This is a genomic window from Streptomyces sp. NPDC019396, assembly GCF_040632375.1.
Lineage (GTDB): Bacteria > Actinomycetota > Actinomycetes > Streptomycetales > Streptomycetaceae > Streptomyces.
Genome location: NZ_JBEYBS010000018.1, coordinates 49,042 through 67,304, shown reverse-complemented (window position 1 = coordinate 67,304; position 18,263 = coordinate 49,042). Strand labels below are relative to the sequence as shown.

General features: G+C 70.9%; 18 protein-coding genes. 4 read left to right on the top strand and 14 right to left on the bottom strand.

The window, feature by feature from the left end:
* Positions 1-21: 21 nt before the first annotated feature.
* Genes ABZ532_RS21145 through argC form a run of 5 tightly spaced genes read right to left on the bottom strand, consistent with a single transcriptional unit; the run spans position 22 to position 4,936 of the window.
* A complete protein-coding gene (locus tag ABZ532_RS21145; protein ID WP_361285712.1) occupies positions 22-585 on the bottom strand; it encodes an arginine repressor in 564 nt (187 codons plus the stop codon).
* A gap of 7 nt (positions 586-592) precedes the next feature.
* Positions 593-1,810: an acetylornithine transaminase gene (locus ABZ532_RS21140; protein WP_361285709.1), complete on the bottom strand. Its 1,218-nt coding sequence runs from the start codon at positions 1,808-1,810 to the stop codon at positions 593-595.
* Positions 1,807-2,736, bottom strand: coding sequence for an acetylglutamate kinase (gene argB / locus ABZ532_RS21135; RefSeq protein WP_361285706.1), 930 nt, complete (start codon positions 2,734-2,736; stop codon positions 1,807-1,809). The genes ABZ532_RS21140 and argB overlap by 4 nt, the downstream gene beginning before the upstream one ends.
* A gap of 20 nt (positions 2,737-2,756) precedes the next feature.
* Positions 2,757-3,911: a bifunctional glutamate N-acetyltransferase/amino-acid acetyltransferase ArgJ gene (gene argJ, locus ABZ532_RS21130; protein ID WP_361285703.1), complete on the bottom strand. Its 1,155-nt coding sequence runs from the start codon at positions 3,909-3,911 to the stop codon at positions 2,757-2,759.
* Positions 3,908-4,936 (bottom strand): N-acetyl-gamma-glutamyl-phosphate reductase, encoded by a 1,029-nt coding sequence (gene argC / locus ABZ532_RS21125; RefSeq protein WP_361285700.1) that lies wholly within the window; start codon positions 4,934-4,936, stop codon positions 3,908-3,910. The genes argJ and argC overlap by 4 nt, the downstream gene beginning before the upstream one ends.
* A 164-nt stretch (positions 4,937-5,100) precedes the next feature.
* On the opposite strand from argC, the gene ABZ532_RS21120 reads away from it, so the two are divergent.
* Entirely contained in the window at positions 5,101-5,574 is a 474-nt protein-coding gene (locus ABZ532_RS21120) for a carboxymuconolactone decarboxylase family protein (protein ID WP_361285697.1), read from the top strand.
* A gap of 111 nt (positions 5,575-5,685) precedes the next feature.
* Here ABZ532_RS21120 and ABZ532_RS21115 read toward each other — a convergent pair whose 3' ends face one another.
* Positions 5,686-5,907: a helix-turn-helix transcriptional regulator gene (locus ABZ532_RS21115; protein WP_361285694.1), complete on the bottom strand. Its 222-nt coding sequence runs from the start codon at positions 5,905-5,907 to the stop codon at positions 5,686-5,688.
* Positions 5,907-6,404, bottom strand: coding sequence for a DUF2975 domain-containing protein (locus ABZ532_RS21110; RefSeq protein WP_361285691.1), 498 nt, complete (start codon positions 6,402-6,404; stop codon positions 5,907-5,909). Before ABZ532_RS21110 ends, ABZ532_RS21115 begins: the two co-directional genes overlap by 1 nt.
* A gap of 133 nt (positions 6,405-6,537) precedes the next feature.
* On the opposite strand from ABZ532_RS21110, the gene ABZ532_RS21105 reads away from it, so the two are divergent.
* Positions 6,538-7,560, top strand: a complete 1,023-nt coding sequence (locus ABZ532_RS21105; RefSeq protein ID WP_361285688.1) for a pyridoxal-phosphate dependent enzyme — start codon at positions 6,538-6,540, stop codon at positions 7,558-7,560.
* Here ABZ532_RS21105 and ABZ532_RS21100 read toward each other — a convergent pair.
* Positions 7,537-8,112 (bottom strand): histidine phosphatase family protein, encoded by a 576-nt coding sequence (locus tag ABZ532_RS21100; protein ID WP_361285685.1) that lies wholly within the window; start codon positions 8,110-8,112, stop codon positions 7,537-7,539. The genes ABZ532_RS21105 and ABZ532_RS21100 overlap by 24 nt on opposite strands.
* A 233-nt stretch (positions 8,113-8,345) precedes the next feature.
* Here ABZ532_RS21100 and ABZ532_RS21095 point away from each other — a divergent pair, with 233 nt between their 5' ends.
* Complete coding sequence (locus ABZ532_RS21095; protein WP_361285682.1) at positions 8,346-8,537, top strand: DUF1918 domain-containing protein; 192 nt, start codon at positions 8,346-8,348, stop codon at positions 8,535-8,537.
* Positions 8,538-8,545: 8 nt separating this feature from the next.
* Here ABZ532_RS21095 and ABZ532_RS21090 read toward each other — a convergent pair whose 3' ends face one another.
* Positions 8,546-9,805, bottom strand: a complete 1,260-nt coding sequence (locus tag ABZ532_RS21090) for a family 10 glycosylhydrolase (RefSeq protein WP_361285679.1) — start codon at positions 9,803-9,805, stop codon at positions 8,546-8,548.
* Positions 9,806-10,004: 199 nt separating this feature from the next.
* On the opposite strand from ABZ532_RS21090, the gene ABZ532_RS21085 reads away from it, so the two are divergent.
* Positions 10,005-10,865, top strand: a complete 861-nt coding sequence (locus ABZ532_RS21085) for a 3-hydroxybutyryl-CoA dehydrogenase (RefSeq protein ID WP_361285951.1) — start codon at positions 10,005-10,007, stop codon at positions 10,863-10,865.
* Positions 10,866-10,944: 79 nt separating this feature from the next.
* Here ABZ532_RS21085 and ABZ532_RS21080 read toward each other — a convergent pair whose 3' ends face one another.
* From ABZ532_RS21080 to ABZ532_RS21060, 5 genes are all read right to left on the bottom strand, one after another.
* A complete protein-coding gene (locus ABZ532_RS21080; RefSeq protein ID WP_361285676.1) occupies positions 10,945-11,475 on the bottom strand; it encodes an NUDIX hydrolase in 531 nt (176 codons plus the stop codon).
* 55 nt (positions 11,476-11,530) lie between these two features.
* The gene (locus tag ABZ532_RS21075; protein WP_361285673.1) at positions 11,531-12,874 is read right to left on the bottom strand and encodes a transcriptional regulator; all 1,344 of its coding nucleotides are present in this window, start codon (positions 12,872-12,874) and stop codon (positions 11,531-11,533) included.
* Between the two features lie 341 nt (positions 12,875-13,215).
* Positions 13,216-15,750 carry a phenylalanine--tRNA ligase subunit beta gene (gene pheT, locus ABZ532_RS21070; protein WP_361285670.1) on the bottom strand — a complete coding sequence of 845 codons (2,535 nt, stop codon included), beginning with the start codon at positions 15,748-15,750 and terminating at the stop codon, positions 13,216-13,218.
* Positions 15,750-16,892: a phenylalanine--tRNA ligase subunit alpha gene (pheS, locus tag ABZ532_RS21065; RefSeq protein WP_361285666.1), complete on the bottom strand. Its 1,143-nt coding sequence runs from the start codon at positions 16,890-16,892 to the stop codon at positions 15,750-15,752. Before pheS ends, pheT begins: the two co-directional genes overlap by 1 nt.
* Positions 16,893-17,030: 138 nt before the next feature.
* Positions 17,031-18,221, bottom strand: a complete 1,191-nt coding sequence (locus ABZ532_RS21060) for an ATP-binding protein (RefSeq protein ID WP_361285663.1) — start codon at positions 18,219-18,221, stop codon at positions 17,031-17,033.
* Between the last annotated feature and the right edge of the window lie 42 nt (positions 18,222-18,263).

The following is an 18,263-nucleotide window of genomic DNA, read 5'->3' as shown; positions in this document are numbered from 1 at the left end:
GCGCTACTTTCGAAACACGCCCTAGCGCGCCTTCTGTGCCAACCGCAGCAGATGGTCGGCGAGCGCCTGCCCACCGGCCGGATCGCGTGAGATGAGCAGCAGAGTGTCATCGCCCGCGATCGTGCCCAGGATGGCGTGCAGTTCGGCCTGGTCGATGGCTGATGCGAGGAACTGGGCCGCGCCCGGTGGGGTGCGCAGCACCACCAGGTTCGCCGATGCCTCCGCCGAGATCAGCAGTTCCCCGGAGAGGCGGCGCATCCGCTCCTCCTTGGCGGACTCGCCCAGCGGTGCCTGCGGGGTGCGGAATCCGCCCTCGCTGGGCACCGCGTAGATGAGCTCGCCGCCGGTGTTGCGGATCTTGACCGCGCCGAGTTCGTCCAGGTCCCGGGAGAGGGTGGCCTGGGTGACGCTGAGTCCGTCGTCCGCGAGGAGCTTCGCCAACTGGCTCTGCGAGCGCACCGGCTGCCGGTTGAGGATGTCCACGATCCGGCGGTGGCGGGCCGTGCGGGTCTGCGGCACGGAGGGCCCTCCCCCGGACTCCGCCTGGGGGGAACCCCAGTTCTCGGTGTGCTGCGCCTCGGTCATCGTCGTCTCATTCCCCGGATCGTCCATCCCCGTGCCGTGCTTCGTCGAGGATGCCGGGGAAGACCCGGAGGAAGGCGTCGACCTCCGCGTCGCCGATGATCAGCGGCGGCATGATCCTGACGACATCGGGGGCGGGCGTGTTGACCAGCAGACCGGCATCCTGAGCCGCCTGCTGCACGTAGGACGCGAGCGGCTCGTTGAGCACGATACCCAGCAGCAGGCCCGCACCGCGGACGTGGGAGACCACAGGGTGGCCCAGCGACTCGATTCCGTCCCTGAGACGCTCACCGGTCCGCTTCACCTCGTCGAGCCTGCCGTCGAGGGTGGTGAGCACGGCGAGTCCGGCGGCGCAGGCGACCGGGTTGCCACCGAAGGTCGTGCCGTGCTGTCCCGGCTTGAACAGATCGGCGGCCTCACCGAAGGCGACGACCGCGCCTAGCGGCAGCCCGCCGCCGAGGCCCTTGGCGAGGGTGACGATGTCCGGCTCGATGCCGTGCGCCTGGTGGGCGAACCAGTGACCGGTGCGCCCGATGCCGGTCTGGACCTCGTCGAGGACGAGCAGGGTTCCGGTGGCCCGGGTGATCTCGCGGGCGGCCTTCAGGTAGTCCGCGGGCGGGACGACCACACCGTTCTCGCCCTGGACCGGCTCGATGATCACCAGGGCGGTGTCGGTGGTGACCGCGGCGCGCAGCGCGTCGGCGTCCCCGTACGGCACGTGTGTCACGTCGCCGGGCAGCGGGAGGAACGGCTGCTGCTTGCCCGGCTGGCCGGTGAGTGCCAGGGCGCCCATGGTGCGGCCGTGGAAGCCGCCCGCGGTGGCGACCATATGGGTGCGCCCGGTGAGCCTGCCCAGTTTGAACGCACCCTCGTTGGCCTCGGCTCCCGAGTTGCAGAAGAGGACCCGTCCGGGGCGGCCGAAGAGCTGGAGCAGCCGTTCGGCGAGGGCGATGGGCGGTTCGGCGGCGTACAGGTTGGAGACATGGCCGAGGGAGGCGATCTGGTGCGAGACGGCCTCGACGATGGCGGGGTGGGCGTGCCCGAGTGCGTTCACGGCGATACCGCCGACGAAGTCGAGGTACTCGGTGCCTTCGGCGTCCCAGACCTTCGCGCCCCGGCCGCGTACCAGGGCGAGCTGCGGGGTGCCGTAGTTGTCCATCATCGCGCCCCGCCAGCGCTGCGAAAGCCCCTGCTCCGCCTGCTGGGCCCGGGCCTTGGCGTCGGTCATGCGGCTGCCCCTTCGATCGCGTCGGGTACGTCGGGTTCGGTTCCGTCGGGCACGACCATCGTGCCGATGCCTTCGTCCGTGAAGATCTCCAGCAGGATGGAGTGCTGCACCCGGCCGTCGATCACCCGGGCGGTGTTGACACCGTTCCGCACGGCGTGCAGGCAGCCCTGCATCTTGGGCACCATGCCGCTGGACAGGTCCGGCAGCAGCTTCTCCAGCTCGCTCGCGGTGAGTCGGCTGATCACCTCGTCGCTGTGGGGCCAGTCCTCGTAGAGGCCCTGGACATCGGTGAGGACCATCAGGGTCTCGGCGCCGAGCGCGGCGGCGAGGGCCGCCGCCGCGGTGTCGGCGTTGACGTTGTAGACATGGCCGTCGTCGGCTGAGCGGGCGATGGACGAGATCACCGGGATCCGGCCGTCCTCCAGCAGCGCCTTGATCGCCCCGGTGTCGATCGTGGTGATCTCGCCGACCCGGCCGATGTCGACGAGTTCACCGTCGATGGTGGGGCGGTGCTTGGTGGCGGTGATGGTGTGGGCGTCCTCGCCGGTGAGGCCGACGGCGAACGGACCGTGCTGATTGAGCAGCCCGACCAGCTCGCGCTGGACCTGACCGGCGAGCACCATCCGTACGACGTCCATCGCCTCGGGGGTGGTCACCCGCAGCCCGGCCTTGAATTCGCTGATCAGCCCGTGCCTGTCGAGCTGGGCGCTGATCTGGGGCCCGCCGCCGTGCACCACGACGGGTTTCAGGCCGGCGTGCCGCAGAAAGACCACGTCCTGGGCGAAGGCCGCCTTGAGCTCGTCGTCCACCATGGCGTTTCCGCCGAACTTGATGACTACCGTCTTGCCGTGGTGCCGGGTGAGCCACGGCAGCGCCTCGATCAAGGTCTGCGCCTTGGGAAGTGCGGTGTGCTTACGAGTGCTCATCGGTCCCTTGTCCCTGGTTCTCAGGATGAGTAGGCGCTGTTCTCGTGGACGTAGTCGGCGGTGAGGTCGTTGGCCCAGATGACGGCCGACTCGCTGCCCGCCGCCAGGTCCGCGGTGATCCGCACCTCGCGGTAGCGCATGTCGACCAGTTCGCGGTCCTCGCCGACGGAGCCGTTCCTGCACACCCAGACACCGTTGATGGCCACGTTCAGCCGGTCGGGTTCGAACGCTGCCCCGGTGGTGCCGATCGCGGACAGCACACGGCCCCAGTTGGGGTCCTCGCCGTGGATGGCGCACTTGAGGAGGTTGTTGCGGGCGATCGAGCGGCCCACCTCGACGGCGTCGTCCTCGCTCGCGGCGTTGACGACCTCGATACGGATGTCCTTGGACGCGCCCTCGGCGTCGCCGATGAGCTGGCGGGCGAGGTCGTCGCAGACGGTCCGTACCGCGGTGGCGAAGTCGTCGTACCCGGGGGTGGCTCCCGAGGCGCCGGAGGCCAGCAGCAGCACGGTGTCGTTCGTGGACATGCAGCCGTCGGAGTCGACCCGGTCGAAGGTGACGCGGGTGGCGTCACGCAGCGCGCGGTCCAGGATCCCGCTGTCGAGGTCGGCGTCGGTGGTGAGGACGACGAGCATGGTGGCGAGGCCGGGAGCGAGCATGCCGGCTCCCTTGGCCATGCCGCCGACGGTCCAGCCGTCGCCCTCGTACACGGCGGTCTTGTGCACGGTGTCCGTGGTCTTGATGGCGATCGCCGCCTTCTCGCCACCACGGGTGCTGAGCTCGGCCGCGGCCTTCTCGATACCGGGGAGCAGCTTGTCCATCGGCAGCAGGATGCCGATGAGCCCGGTGGAGGCGACGGCGATCTCGCCCGCGCTGTGGCCTTCGAGTACCTCGGCGGCCTTCTCGGCGGTGGCGTGGGTGTCCTGGAAGCCCTTGGGTCCCGTGCAGGCGTTGGCGCCGCCCGAGTTGAGGACGACGGCGGAGACCTCGCCGCCCTTGAGCACCTGCTCGGACCACAGGACCGGTGCGGCCTTGACCCGGTTGGAGGTGAAGACTCCGGCGGCGGCGTGGCGCGGTCCGCTGTTGACCACGAGGGCGAGGTCGGGGTTGCCGTTCTCCTTGATTCCGGCGGCGATACCCGCGGCGGTGAATCCCTTTGCTGCCGTCACCGTCATGGTGCGACTCCGATCGTGGAAAGGCCTGTGGTCTGGTCGAGTCCGAGGGCGGTGTTCATGCTCTGGACGGCGCCGCCCGCCGTGCCCTTGGTGAGGTTGTCGATGGCGCTGATCGCGATGATGCGTCCCGCGGCGGCGTCATGGGCGACCTGGATCTGAACGGCGTTGGAACCGTGGACGGACGCCGTTGCGGGCCACTGCCCCTCGGGAAGCAGACGGACGAATGGTTCGTCCGCGAACGCCTTCTCGTACGCGGCGCGCACCGCGTCGGCCGTGGTCCCGGGCCTGGCCTTGGCGCTGCATGTGGCGAGGATGCCGCGGGGCATGGGCGCGAGGGTCGGGGTGAAGGACACAGTGACCGGCTCGCCCGCGACCGCGCTGAGGTTCTGGATCATCTCGGGTGTGTGGCGGTGCCCGCCACCGACTCCGTACGGGCTCATGGAGCCCATCACCTCGGAGCCGAGCAGATGCGGCTTGAGCGCCTTTCCGGCACCCGAGGTGCCGCTCGCCGCGGTGATCACCGCCTCGGGCTCGGCGAGACCGCCCGCGTACGCCGGGAAGAGGGCGAGCGAGACGGCCGTCGGGTAGCAGCCGGGAACCGCGATGCGCTTGGCCCCCGCCAGCGCGGCGCGGGCGCCCGGCAGCTCGGGGAGGCCGTAGGGCCAGGTGCCGGCATGGGCGGAGCCGTAGAACCGCTCCCAGTCATCGGGGTCCGTGAGCCGGAAGTCGGCACCCATGTCGATGACGAGCACCTCGTCGCCGAGCTGTTCGGCCACGGCGGCGGACTGGCCGTGCGGCAGCGCGAGAAAGACGACATCGTGTCCGGCGAGCACCTCGGCCGTGGTGGGTTCGAGCACCCGGTCGGCCAGTGGCAGCAGGTGCGGCTGGACGGTCCCGAGCTTCTGTCCGGCGTTGGAGTGGCCCGTGAGCGCGCCGATCTCTACGGCGGGATGGGTGAGCAGCAGCCGGAGCAGCTCTCCGCCCGCGTATCCGCTCGCTCCCGCGACTGCTGTACGTACCACCATCGGAATCCTCCGCGCTCGATGGCATGACTATACGTATCTTCGCAGATCTATGCAACGCGTTCTCGCGTGGTGGCTGTGGCACACGCCACAGGGGTTCCTGTCACAACCACCCGAGTCGCTCCGTCAGAAGGGTGCAACCGCCGGACACCGCAGAGGAGCACACCATGGAAGCCCGTCTGAACCCCTTCGCCAGCCCGGTCCTGAGCAAGGCCGTCAAGCACATTGTCGCCGCGGGCAAGGCGCTCGGGGAATCGACGCTGCCCCTCCCGACACAGGAGCTGGTGAAGCTCCGCGCCAGTCAGATCAACGGCTGCGGCTTCTGCACCGACATGCACTTCAAGGACGCCGTGCACGCCGGGGAGTCCGCGGAGCGCCTCAACCTGGTCGCCGCCTGGCGGGAGGCCACGGTGTTCAGCGAGGCCGAGCGCGCGGCGCTCGAGCTCACCGAGGAGGCAACCCGCGTCGCCGACGCGGCCGGGGGCGTCCCGGACGAGGTCTGGGCCGATGCCGCCAAGCACTACGACGAGGAGCAGCTCGCCGCACTGGTGGGTGTCATCGCCCTCATCAACACCTTCAACCGCGTGAACGTCATGCTCAGGATGCCCGCCGGCGACTACCAGCCCGGCCAGTTCGGGTGAGCTGACTCGCCGCACGCCCGGGCGCTCCGCCTGGCGACCACGCCCGGGCAGAGCGCTCCGCGCGTCGGGGCCGAGCCCTGCCGGCCCTCCACCGCGTCACGTCGGCGCATGTCACCCGCCCTCGGCACCCTCGGCCTCCCAGCGCAGCAGGTCACCCGGCTGGCATTCGAGCGCCCCGCAGAGCGCGGCGAGGGTGGCGAAGCGGACGGCCCTGGCCCGGCCGTTCTTGAGCACCGCCAGGTTGGCGGGCGTGATGCCGACGCGCTCCGCGAGTTCACCGACGGACATCTTGCGCTTGGCCAGCATCACGTCGATGTCGACCGTGATGGGCATCAGATCACCCCGTCCAGCTCGACCCGCATCCGCTTCGCCTCGACATCGCGCGCGACGGCCTGGGCGAGCAGCATCCGCAGCACGAGGACGACGAGCGCGACACCGAGGACGGCCAGCCCCACCCCGCCGACCAGCAGGACGACGCCCGGCGGGACGGCCTCACCCGGCGCCAGGACCACCCCGAACGCGAAGACCAGGAGCGCAGCGGCGCAGAACGCGCCGGTCACGACGTCCACGTACCGGAAGGCACCGCGGGAGAACACGGTCCCCCGCCGCACCATCGTCAGCAGACGCCACACGCAGACCAGGACGATCTGGGCCGCCACCAGCCCCAGGACCGTGATCACGAGGGCCGGCGTGCGCAGGTGGGCAACCTCCGCGTCGAGTCCCTCCATGTCGATGGCCAGCAGCGGCACCATCACGGCCTGCACGAACAGCGAGCCGGCGAGGAGCGCGACCATCACGCCCCGCAGTGCGAGCACGGTCATCTTCCCCATCACCACTCCCCCACTATCAATCGAATCACGATGTGAATTTATCGACAGTCGATAGGTTCAGCAAGGGGTCGTATGAGGTCCGTGTGGACGAACCGACCAGGCGAGCCCCGGGGCGGGCGGGGATCATAGGCGCATGGTGCGTGCGGAGAACGGCTGGGCGGCTGAGGCGGTACGTGAGTTGTGCGCGGACGCGCGACCGACGCCGCTGCTCCGGGCGGGCGGCGCCGCCGGTGAGACCGGGTCACCCGGTTGGGCGGCCGAGCTGTACGTCAAGGACGAGTCCGCTCACCCCTCGGGGACCCTCAAGCACCGGCTGGTACGGGCGCTGCTCTGCGAGGCGATCCTGGACGGCGCCGTGCGCGAGGACATGACGGTGGTGATGGGGACGGGCGGGCCCGCCGCGGTGGCGGGCGCGTACTGCGCGCACCGGGTCGGCGTGCCGTTCGTCGCCCTGGTGCCCGCCAAGACGCCCCCGTCCGTACGGGAGTCGGTCGAGCGTCACGGCGGCCGCTGGCGTATCGCGACGGTGCCCGCCGACCTCCAGGAAGAGGCCCGCGGGCTCGCGGCCCGCCTCGGTGGCCACTTTCTGGACCACTTCGCCGACTCGGAGCGGGCGATCGCCCGCTGTCCGCTGCCGGATCTCGCCCGGGAGTTGTTCGGCCAGCTCGCCGATACGGCGGCGTCCGAGCCGACCTGGCTGGTGGCGGGCATGGGCACGGGCACGACCACCGCGACGCTCGGCCGCTATGCGAGCGCGCTCGGCGGGGACGGCAGCCGGCCACGCGTGGCGGGTGTGGACGCGGAGTACTCGGCGTATTTCCCGGCCTGGGCGAATGGCTGCGCCGACTACACGACCGGGCTTCCGTCCGCGATCCCCGGGCTCGGCCGGCCCCGCACGGAGCCCGCGTTCCGCCCGGAGCTGCTCGACCTGGTGATCCCGGTCGGCGAGGAGGCCGCGGAAGACGGTCTGCACTGGCTGCGCACGGAGGCGGCATACGGGAGCGAGGGCGGCCTCGGCCTCGCGACCGGGGCGGTGGGCTGGGCGGTGCGCCATCTGCTGACCCGCATGAAGGAATCCGGCGACCCGGGCAGTGTCGTGATGGTGGCTGGGGAGCGGGCGCCCCGGTCCTGCTCAGCCGCCAGTCTCCAGGCGTAGGTTCCAGCGGCCCGACCGTCCGGTGAGCACCACGGTGGACAGCGGGCGCACGTCGACGTTCCAGTACATCGACGGCGGGGCCTTCAGCGCGTAGACCAGCGCGGCCCGTACGACGGCGGGTTCGGCGACGGCCAGCACCGATCCGCCGTCGTCCACGGGGCGGGTGTCCAGCCAGCCGCCCACCCGGTTGATGAAGCCGAGCAGCGGCTCTCCCCCGTGCGGAGCGGAGCGCGGATCGGTGAGCCAGGCGTCGACGGCGCCGGGCTCCCTGGCAGCCACCTCGGTCAGCGTGTAGCCGCGCCAGCGGCCCATGTCGCAGTCGCTCAACGCGGGTTGCGCGAGGGGGGCGTAGCCGAGCGCGTCGGCGGTCGCCCTGCTCCGGGCCGTGGGCGAGCAGTAGCGCAGTTCCGCGGCGCCGAGCGGCACGAGCTGGCGCGCGGCGAGCTGGACCTCGTACCAGCCGGCCTCGTCAAGCGGCCGGTCGTCGTCGAAGCGCTCGGCCAGCCGCGGGCAGCAGCGCGCGGCGGTGAGGAGGGTGACCCGAACACTCATGGCGGGATCGTGAGGCCGCGGGCGCCCCAGGTCAAGAGAGGTTACTCACCGTTAGTGAAGTTCACCCCAGACCTCGGCCGACCTCGGCAACCGCCCCTTCCGGGCCCGCGACTCCGATGGAACGGCGGCGCCGGGGCGCCACCGTTCCACCATCGCTCCGGAGTGATGCGCGTCACGCTCCCGGACGTAAACTCGAAATACCGATCGCGCCCCCCTCAAGGAGGTCACGCCCGATGGAAGCGAGTGTGGGCGACAAGCTGCTCGTACACGGCCGGGTCGTCGGCCAGCACGACCGGCTCGCCGAAGTCATGGAGGTCCTGGGCGATCACGGCACCCCCCCGTATCGCGTCCGTTTCGAGGACGACGGCCACGAGTGCCTGATGTCCCCAGGTCCCGACACCGTCGTACGCCACGATAAGGGCTGATCAACAGGTCATCGTGGGGACCGGACCCGGGTCGGATAGTGATCCGCCACCACGGCGGCCATCGCTCCGATCCGGTCCGTCGCCACTTCCTTCGCCGAGAAGAAGCAGTGACCGCGCACGTTGGGGTACCGGTCGGCGAAGGTGAGATGACGCGACAGCTCCCGGCGGTCCTGCCAGGCCTTGGCCTGTGCCGGGTCACCCGCCTTGTACAGTGCCTCGCCGATGTAGAGGTCCACACCGGTTCCCCGCACCAGCGCGTCCCACCAGGGCACCAGGCGCGCGTAGTCGGCCGCGGTGAAGCCGATGTGCCAGTACAGCTGCGGCACGATGTAGTCGATCCACCCCTGGCGCACCCAGGTCCGGGTGTCCGCGTACAGGTCGTCGAATGTCTCCACACCTGCCGCGGTGTTCGAACCGAGGGGGTCGGTGTCGGCGTTGCGCCAGACCCCGAAGGGGCTGATACCGAAACGGACACCGGGCCTCAGCGCCTTGATCCGTACCGCCGTCTCCCGCACCAGACGGTTGATGTTGTCGCGCCGCCAAGCGGCCCTGCTGGAGAAGCCCGCTCCGTAGCGCTGGTACGCGGCCCCGTCGGCGAACTGCTGCCCGGCCACGGGGTACGGGTAGAAGTAGTCGTCCCAGTGGACCGCATCGATCTCGTAGCGCGCCACGGCGTCGAGCATCGCGTCCTGGACGAACTTCCTGACCTGGGGGAGCCCGGGGTTGTAGTAGAGCTTTCCGCCGTATGCGACGACCCACCCGGGGTTGCGTCGCGCGGGGTGCGTGGCGGCCAGCTTCGACAGATCCCCATGATTGGCGACCCGGTACGGGTTGAACCAGGCGTGCAGCTCGAGACCGCGGGCATGGGCCTCCTTCACCGCCGTGCCCAGCGGATCCCAGCCCGGGTTGCGGCCCTGGACGCCGGTGAGCCACTGCGACCAGGGCTCGTACGGCGAGGGCCACAGGGCGTCGGCTGCGGGCCGGACCTGGAAGACCACCGCGTTGAGCCGCCTGGCGACCGCCACATCCAGATGGCGCAGCAGTTCGGCGCGCTGCTTGGCCGCGGACAGCCCCGGTGCGGACGGCCAGTCGCGACACGCGACGGTGGCGAGCCACATCCCACGGAACTCCCGGGCGGCGGGAGCCCCCCGGCGGGCGGGCGCCGCCCCGGTGGCGGGGGCGGCCTGGATCGGAGTCTCACCGGTCACGGTCAGCGCGGTGAGCGCACCAGCCGCCGTGACGAATCCTCTTCTGCTGATCTGTCCCATAAGTGACCCAGCGCACCTCTCTGTGCCGATTGCTCACTCGCCGTACTACTTGTCCTCGAACAGCATGCCGCCCCGGCCCCCCGAGCACACGCACCCTCGGAGTAACGTCGTGGGGTCGAGGTGGGCAGCCGGAACCATACGGAGACCTGCCGGGCGAAATGCCACGAAAACCAGCGAAAGGCACGAAGTGACCGAAACTGTGGCCGACGTAACCCGCGTCGGAGTGGTGGGCTGTGGCCAGATGGGCGCGGGTATCGCCGAGGTGTGCGCCCGCAGCGGGCTCGAGGTCAAGGTCGCGGAGACCACCGGCGAAGCCCTCGAGATCGGCCGTACCCGTCTGCACAACTCCCTCGCCAAGGCCGCCGAGCGCGGAAAGATCAGCGAGGAGGAGCGCGATGCCACGCTGGCCCGGCTGAGCTTCACGACGGATCTCGGCGAGTTCGCCGACCGCGATCTCGTCATCGAGGCCGTCGTGGAGAACGAGCAGGTCAAGACGGAGATCTTCCAGGTGCTCGACCAGGTGGTCACCCGTCAGGACGCCATTCTGGCATCGAACACCTCCTCCATTCCGCTGGTGAAGCTGGCCGTCGCCACCTCGCGGCCCGACCAGGTCATCGGCATCCACTTCTTCAACCCCGCACCCGTGCAGGCGCTGGTGGAGCTGATCCCGGCGCTGACGACGTCCGAGGAGACGATCAAGCGCGCGGAGGCCGTGGTCCAGCAGGTGCTGGACAAGCACGCGATCCGCGCCCAGGACCGCTCGGGCTTCGTGGTGAACGCGCTCCTGATCCCGTATCTGCTGTCCGCCATCCGGATGTTCGAGTCGGGGATCGCGAGCCGCGAGGACATCGACAACGGCATGGAGATGGGCTGCGCCCACCCGATGGGTCCGTTGAAGCTCTCCGACCTCATCGGTCTGGACACGGTCGCGTCGGTGGCCGACTCGATGTACGCCGAGTTCAAGGAACCGCTGTACGCGGCGCCGCCGCTGCTTCAGCGGATGGTGGACGCGGGCCGGCTGGGCCGGAAGACGGGCTCGGGCTTCTACCCGTACTCCTGAACCCTGCTGAGACCTGGGGTGTTCGGAGCGTGTCCGCCCTTGCGCGCGCACACGCTCCCGGCCGCCCCTCGGACGGTGGTCAGCCCAGCCGCATATGGTGCAGCATCAGCAGACCGGCCGCCATCCCGGCTGCCGGGACCTCGCCCCTGGCGATCATGTCGGGGACCAGCTTCAGCGGGACCCACTCGCGGCGCGAGGACTCGAAGTCGTCCTCGGGGTGACCGATATAGGTCGCCCCGTCGGACCAGTAGAGGTGGTGCCGGGCGTCGGTGAGTCCGTTGGACGGCTCGACGGTCAGCAGATGCCGGAGCGTCCCCGGCCGCCAGCCGGTCTCCTCCTCCATCTCGCGGGCCGCGGCGGTCTCGATGGCCTCCCCGTCCTCCACCACACCGGCGGCGAGCTCCCACCCCCAGCTGTCGGTGATGAACCGGTGCCGCCAGAGCAGCAGGACCTCGTTGGCCTCGTTGACGGCCGTCGCCACGGCGACCGGGCGGAGGCGGATGAGGAAGTGGTCCAGGTGCCGGCCGTCGGGCAGGGCCACATTGGCCAGAGCGACCCTGAACCAGCGGTTCTGATACACGGTTTGTTCGCCTAAGTTCGTCCACTGCACGTCTCTGCCACCTTCCGACCGACAAGTTGATGGCAATATCGCAGCAGTTGCCGCCTCACAGGGGAACGCGCATGGCTCCGTCGATGCGCTCGGCCGCCTCGGCGGCAGGCGTGGACCCGTTCGCCACGAGATGCCGCCGTACCTCCCGCAGCCGGTCCCTGAGCCGCTGCGACTCCATCCCCCGCGCCAGCTCGGCCATTTCGGTCGCCGTCACCGCGGCACGGTCGGCCTCGCCCTGGCACAGCTCGATCTGACTCAGCAGGGCGAGCCGGTGCACCCGGCCCCGGTCATGGGCCGGTGCCCGGGCCGCGGCGGCGGCGTGCTCACGGGCCGCCGCGAGATCCCCGAGGCTCAGCAGCGCCTCCGCCACCTGCACGTTCACCAGACCGGGCTGTACGTACCCCGTCTCGTCCGGCTCGCTGCCCGGGCGTATCCGCTCCGCCTCAGCCTCGGCGCGCCCGATGCAGACCAGCGCGCTGCCGCCGTCGCCGATCCGGGCGTACGCCTTCGCCTGCATCGCGGAGAGATCGGCGGCCAGTGCCGGGGTGATCTGCTCCCCCGCCGCCCGCAGCGCGGCCTCCGCGAAGGCGACCGCCTGCCGGTACTCCGCCATGAACAGCGACTGGTTGACCAGCAACGCGACGACATAGGCGCCGAAGCCCCGGTCATCGCTCGCCTTGGCGAGGCGCAGCGCCTGGTGGAAGTAGCGCTGCGCGAGCCCGTGCGCGTCCGAGTCATAGGCGCAGATACCCGCGATGGCGACCAGTCCCCCGGTGGCGCGGTGCAGCCGTCTCCCCAGGGCGTCGCCATAGGCACCGCGCAGCAGCGGTGCGGTCTCGGTGTTGAGGAAGCCGACGATCCTGGACCGGGTCGCGATCCCGCCCGCCTTGCGGTACATGAGCTCGTAGTGCGCACGGGCTGCCCGCAGCATGGTGATGTCGGCCGGGCCGACCCGGGTACGGCCGTCGCGCGAGACATCCGCGTCCTCCGGGGGGTTTTCCCACTCCCATACCGGCATGACGGCGGGCGTGCCGGTGAACGCCGCCGCGCCGATGACATGCGGGCGCCGCTGCTCGTCGGAGCGCCACAGGGCGGTGGCCCGCTCGACGAAGCCGGAGAGCTGCGAACCGTGCGCGGGGCCCGGGGATCCGTCGGGCACGCCCAGACCGATGTCGTCGAGGGTGACCGCCCTGCGCAACCGGGCCGCGAGGACCTCGCAGATGAGATCGGGCACCTGTCCCCGGGGGCGCTGCCCCTTCAGCCATCGGGCCACGGCCGTGTGTTCGTACCGCAGCGCCAGACCCCGCGCCCGGCCGGCGTGGTTCACCCGGGCCGCAAGACCCGCGTGCGATATTCCGGCCTCGTCCAGCAGGGCGTCGAGCAGGGTGTTGGGCTGCATGGGGCCCTCCGTTGGCTCGGTGTGGGCCAGCGTAGTGCAGCGCGGTTCGCACGGGGTGTGAAACAAGTGCGTATGCCCGTGCCGCACACGCTCTGCCGCCGCCGCGCCGCGGCCGGTTGACTGAACTTCCCTCTCAAGGAGGCGGCCGGGCCGCCGGCTCCCCCTCGTAAGTGCGGCGGCCCGCTTCCGCGCCGTCCGTCCTGCTGATCTGCCCGATACTCCGCAGCAGGACGGGCGGCGCTTTCGCCGTGTGCCGCACGGGGGTGCGGCGGCAACCCGCTCACGCAGAAGGGCCCGCACCCGGATGACCTCCGGGTACGGGCCCTCACACAAGGCGGCCGTCAGGCGCCGCGCAGCACCGCCCCGACGCGTTCCGTCGCGAGGGCGACCGCGGCGTCACGCGCGGCGGAGGCCTCGTCGACGGTCAGGGTGCGGTCGGGGGCACGGAAGCGCAGGGCGTAGGCCAGCGACTTCTTGCCCTCGCCGATCTGCGCGCCGGCGAACACGTCGAACAGCCGGATGGACTCCAGCAGTCCGCCCGCGCCCTCCCGCAGCACCCGCTCGACCTCCTCCGACGGCACGTCGGAGGAGACGACCAGGGCGACATCCTGCGTGGCCACCGGGAAGGTGGAGATACGCGGGGCCTGGACCGCACCCTCGCCGGCGCGCTCGAGCAGGTCCAGCTCCATCTCCATCGCGCAGGTGCGCTCGGGCACTCCGAGCGCCTTGATGACGCGGGGGTGCAGCTCACCGGCGTGGCCGACGAGGGTCTCCTCGCCGTCGACCGTGGCGTACAGCGCGGCGCAGCGGCCGGGGTGCCACGGGGCGTGCTGGTCGGCGCGGATGACGAGCTCGACGCCGGCCTCGCGGGCCACCGTACGGGCGGACTCGACCGCGTCCGCCCAGTCAGCCGGGCGTCCCTCGCCCCACCAGCCGGCCTGTTCGCGGGCACCGGCGAGCACGGTGGCGACGCGCCTCGGCTGACGCGGCAGGGCCGCGTTCAGCAGGGCGACCTCCTCGTCCGTGGGGCGGCGGTCCGCAGAGAGGTTCTCCGGGAACGCGGTCGCCTCCTCGCCCGTCGGGCGGAAGACCAGTCCGGTCTCGAACAGGGCCAGATCATGCGCGCCGCGGCCGGCATTGCGCCGCAGAGCGGTGAGCAGTCCCGGCAGCAGCGTGGTCCGCATCGCCGGTTCCTCGTCCGAGATCGGGTTGGCCAGCGTGACGACGGTGCGCCGCGGGTCGTCCGCCTCGAACCCGAGCTGGTCGAGCACGGCGGCCCCGATGAACGGGTAGTTCAGCGCCTCGACATAGCCCGCTCCGGCCAGCGCCCGGCCGACCCGGCGGTGCAGCCGCTGGCGGGCGGTGAGTCCGCGCCCGGACGGCGGCGTGGGCAGGGTGGACGGCAGGTTCTCGTAGCCCTCCAGCCGGATGACCTCTTCGGCGAGGTCGTTCGGCGCGTGCAGGTCGGGCCGCCACGACGGGACGGTGACGACGAGCTCGTCCTGTCCGTAGACGTCGCAGCCGACCTCCTGGAGGCGGCGCACGACGGTCTCACGCCCGTACGCGACACCCGCGACCCGGTCGGGGTGGTCGGCGGGCATCGTGATCGTGCGTGGCGCGGACGGGGCGATCACCTCGGTGACCCCGGCCTCGGCGGTGCCGCCCGCGAGCAGCACGAGCAGGTCCACCGTGCGCTGTGCGGCCGCCGAGGCGGCCTGCGGGTCGACACCGCGCTCGAAGCGCCGCGACGCCTCGGACGAGAGCTTGTGGCGGCGCGCCGTGCGGGCGATGGACACCGGGTCGAAGTGGGCGGCCTCGATGACGACTTCGGTGGTACCGCGCACCTCGCCGGTCTCCGGGTCGGCGACGGAGTCGGCGATCTCGGTGTTGGCGCCGCCCATCACACCGGCGAGGCCGATCGGTCCACGGTCGTCGGTGATGACCAGGTCCCCGGCGTCCAGGACACGCTTGACGCCGTCGAGGGTGGTGAACTTCTCGCCGGCCTCGGCGCGGCGCACACCGATCGGTCCGTCAAGGCGGGCCCGGTCGTAGGCGTGCAGGGGCTGCCCCAGCTCCAGCATCACGTAGTTGGTGATGTCGACGGCCAGCGAGATCGGGCGCATGCCCGCCTTCTGCAGGCGGCGCTGCATCCAGATCGGGGAGCGGGCCTCGGGGTCGAGACCGACCACCGTGCGCGCGGTGAAGCGGTCGCAGCCGATCGGGTCGCTGATCCGTACCGCGTAGCCGAACGAGTTGGGCGCGGGCACGTCGAGCAGCGCGGGGTCGCGCAGCGGCAGTCGGTACGCGATGGCGGCCTCGCGGGCGACACCGCGCATCGACAGGCAGTAGCCCCGGTCGGGTGTGACGGCGATGTCGAGGACCTCGTCGTACAGCTCGAGCAGCTCGGTGGCGACGGTGCCCACCTCGATCTCGGGCGGCAGCACGATGATCCCGTGCGTGCTGTCCTCGCCCATGCCCAGCTCGTCGCTGGAGCAGATCATGCCGCGGGACACCCGTCCGTAGGTCTTGCGCTCGGCGATACGGAAGTCACCGGGCAGCACGGCGCCGGGCAGGGCCACGACGACCTTGTCGCCGACGGCGAAGTTCCGGGCGCCGCAGATGATCTCCTGCGGCTCCCCGGTGCCGTTGGCCTGGCCCACGTCGACGGTGCAGAAGCGGATCGGCTTCTTGAACTCGGTCAGCTCCTCGATGGTGGCCACCTGGCCCACGACGAGGGGACCGGTGAGCCCGGCCCCGAGCTGCTCGACGGACTCGACCTCGAGCCCGGCGGCAATCAGTTTGGCCTGTACGTCACGGCCGGTCTCCGTCGCCGGCAGGTCGACGTACTCCCGCAGCCATGAAAGCGGGACCCGCATCAGATCTCCATCCCGAAGGGCCGGGTGAACCGGACGTCACCCTCGACCATGTCTCGCATGTCGTCGACGTTGTGGCGGAACATCAGCATCCGCTCGATGCCGAACCCGAAGGCGAACCCGCTGTACTTCTCCGGGTCGACACCGCAGGCGACCAGCACCTTCGGGTTGACCATCCCGCAGCCGCCGAGCTCGATCCAGCCCTCGCTGGAGCAGGTGCGGCAGGGGCGGTCCGGGTTGCCGACGGACTCGCCGCGGCACACGTAGCACACCATGTCCATCTCTGCGGACGGCTCGGTGAACGGGAAGAAGTTGGGTCGCAGCCGGGTCTTCATGCCCTCGCCGAAGAGCGCCTGGACCATGTGGTCGAGGGTGCCCTTCAGGTCGGCCATGGTGAGGCCCTCGTCCACGGCGAGCAGCTCGACCTGGTGGAACACCGGGGTGTGGGTGGCGTCGAGATCGTCGGTGCGGTAGACGCGGCCGGGGCAGATCACGTACAGCGGCGGCTCGCGGTCCAGCATCGAGCGGACCTGTACGGGTGAGGTGTGGGTACGCAGGACGACACCGGAGCCCTGGTCCGCCGCGTCGGCGCCCACCGGGGCTCCGGTGCCGCGGACGAAGAAGGTGTCCTGTTCACCGCGGGCGGGATGGTCCGCCGCGATGTTCAGCGCGTCGAAGTTCAGCCATTCGGACTCCACCTCAGGGCCTTCGGCGACCTCGTAGCCCATCGCCGTGAAGACGTCCTCGATGCGCTCCATGAGCGTGGTCAGCGGGTGCCGGGCGCCGCCGGTGGTGCGGTCGTACGGCAGGGTGACGTCCACCGCCTCCTCCACCAGCACACGGGTGTCCCGCTCGGCCTCCAGCTCGGTCTGCCGGGCGGCCAGGCCCTTGTTCACGGCGCCGCGGGCCTGGCCCACACGCTTTCCGGCTTCGGCCTTGGCATGCGGTGGCAGGGCGCCGATCTCCCGGTTGGCGAGGGCGAGCGGCGAGGCGGGACCGGTGTGCGCGATCTTCGCCTCGTGGAGGGCGTCGAGGTCACCGGCGGCGGCGAAGGCGGCAAGCGCCTCGTCCCGCATGCGCTCGATCTCTTCCGGTTTCAGTGTCTCGACCTCTACTGGGTCGTACGACTTATTGGGTGCCGACATTTCTTCCCGTGCTTCCGATGGGCTGGCTGGGGGACCCCGCTCGACGACCGAGGACGCAAAGGTGCCAAAGGTCGAGTTTAGCGGGGTGAGGTATACGAGAGAGCCCGTGGTCCACGGGGCGGGACTCGGCGAGGGTGCTCAGCCGAGGTACGCCGGGGCGCCGACGGGCAGGATAAATCGGAACTCGGCACCGCCGCGGGGCCCGCGGCCGACGGTGATCGTCCCGCCGTGCGCCTCGACGATGCCCTTGACGATGTACAGGCCAAGACCGGTACCACCGCGCTTGCTCCCCCGCCAGAAGCGGGTGAAGACACGGCCCATCGACTCCTCGGGAATACCGGGGCCTTCATCGCTCACGGTGACGGCCGTTCCCTTCGCCTCGCGCTCTCCGGGCTCTCCGGACGCTGGTGCCACCTCGATGGTGACCGTTCCCTCGCCGTGGCGCACGGCATTTTCCAGCAGGTTGCCGAGCACCTGGTCGATCTTGTCAGGATCGGCCCACAACGCCGGCAGCCCTTGCTCCACGCGCACGAAGAAGCGGTCGGGCGACTGGCCGCGGGCGGTCTGCGCCTGGATGTGACGGCTGACGGCCGCGGCTATGTCGACGGGCTGACGGCGGACCTCCAGCCTCCCGGAATCGATCCGGGAGATGTCGAGGAGCTCGGCGATCAGCCGTGTGACGCGGTCCGCGTCGGCGTCGACGGTCTCCAGCATCAGCCGCTTCTGGTCGTCGGTGAATCGTTCCCACTTGGCGAGCAGGGTGGCGGTGAAGCCCTTGACCGAGGTCAGCGGGGAGCGCAGCTCATGGGCGACGGTCGCGATCAGCTCGGCATGACTGCGTTCGGTACGGCGCCGGGCCTCGGTGCCACGCAGGGTGACCACGACCCGGCGGACCGGTCCGGTGGGGGTCTCCCGGATGTACCGCGCGGAGACGAGCACCTCGCGGACACCGGGCAGCAGCAGATTGCGCTCGGGCTGGCCGACTCGGGTGGCGAGGCCGCCGTACGGATCGGTCAGCGGCCACCAGCGGCGTCCTTTGAGGTCCTCCAGGGGCAGGACGTGCTCCAGCGGGAGTCCCATGGCCTGGGCTCTGGAGGTGGCCGTGATCCGGACCGCCGCGGCGTTGAAGCAGACCACCAGGCCGGCCTCGTCGGCGACGACGAGCCCGTCGGGCAGGTCATCGGGGTCGATGCCCAGGTCGCCGAGGCCCAGCGGCGGGCCGGCGGGGGCGCTGTACGCCGACGCGGCGGACGGCGCGGCCGGACTCCCGACGGACTTGCCGGCCAACTCCGCAGCGGACTTCGACGGCCTGCTCGTGCCGACAGCCATCCCCGTACCCCACCTCTCGAACCGGTGCAGTGGGTCCCCGAG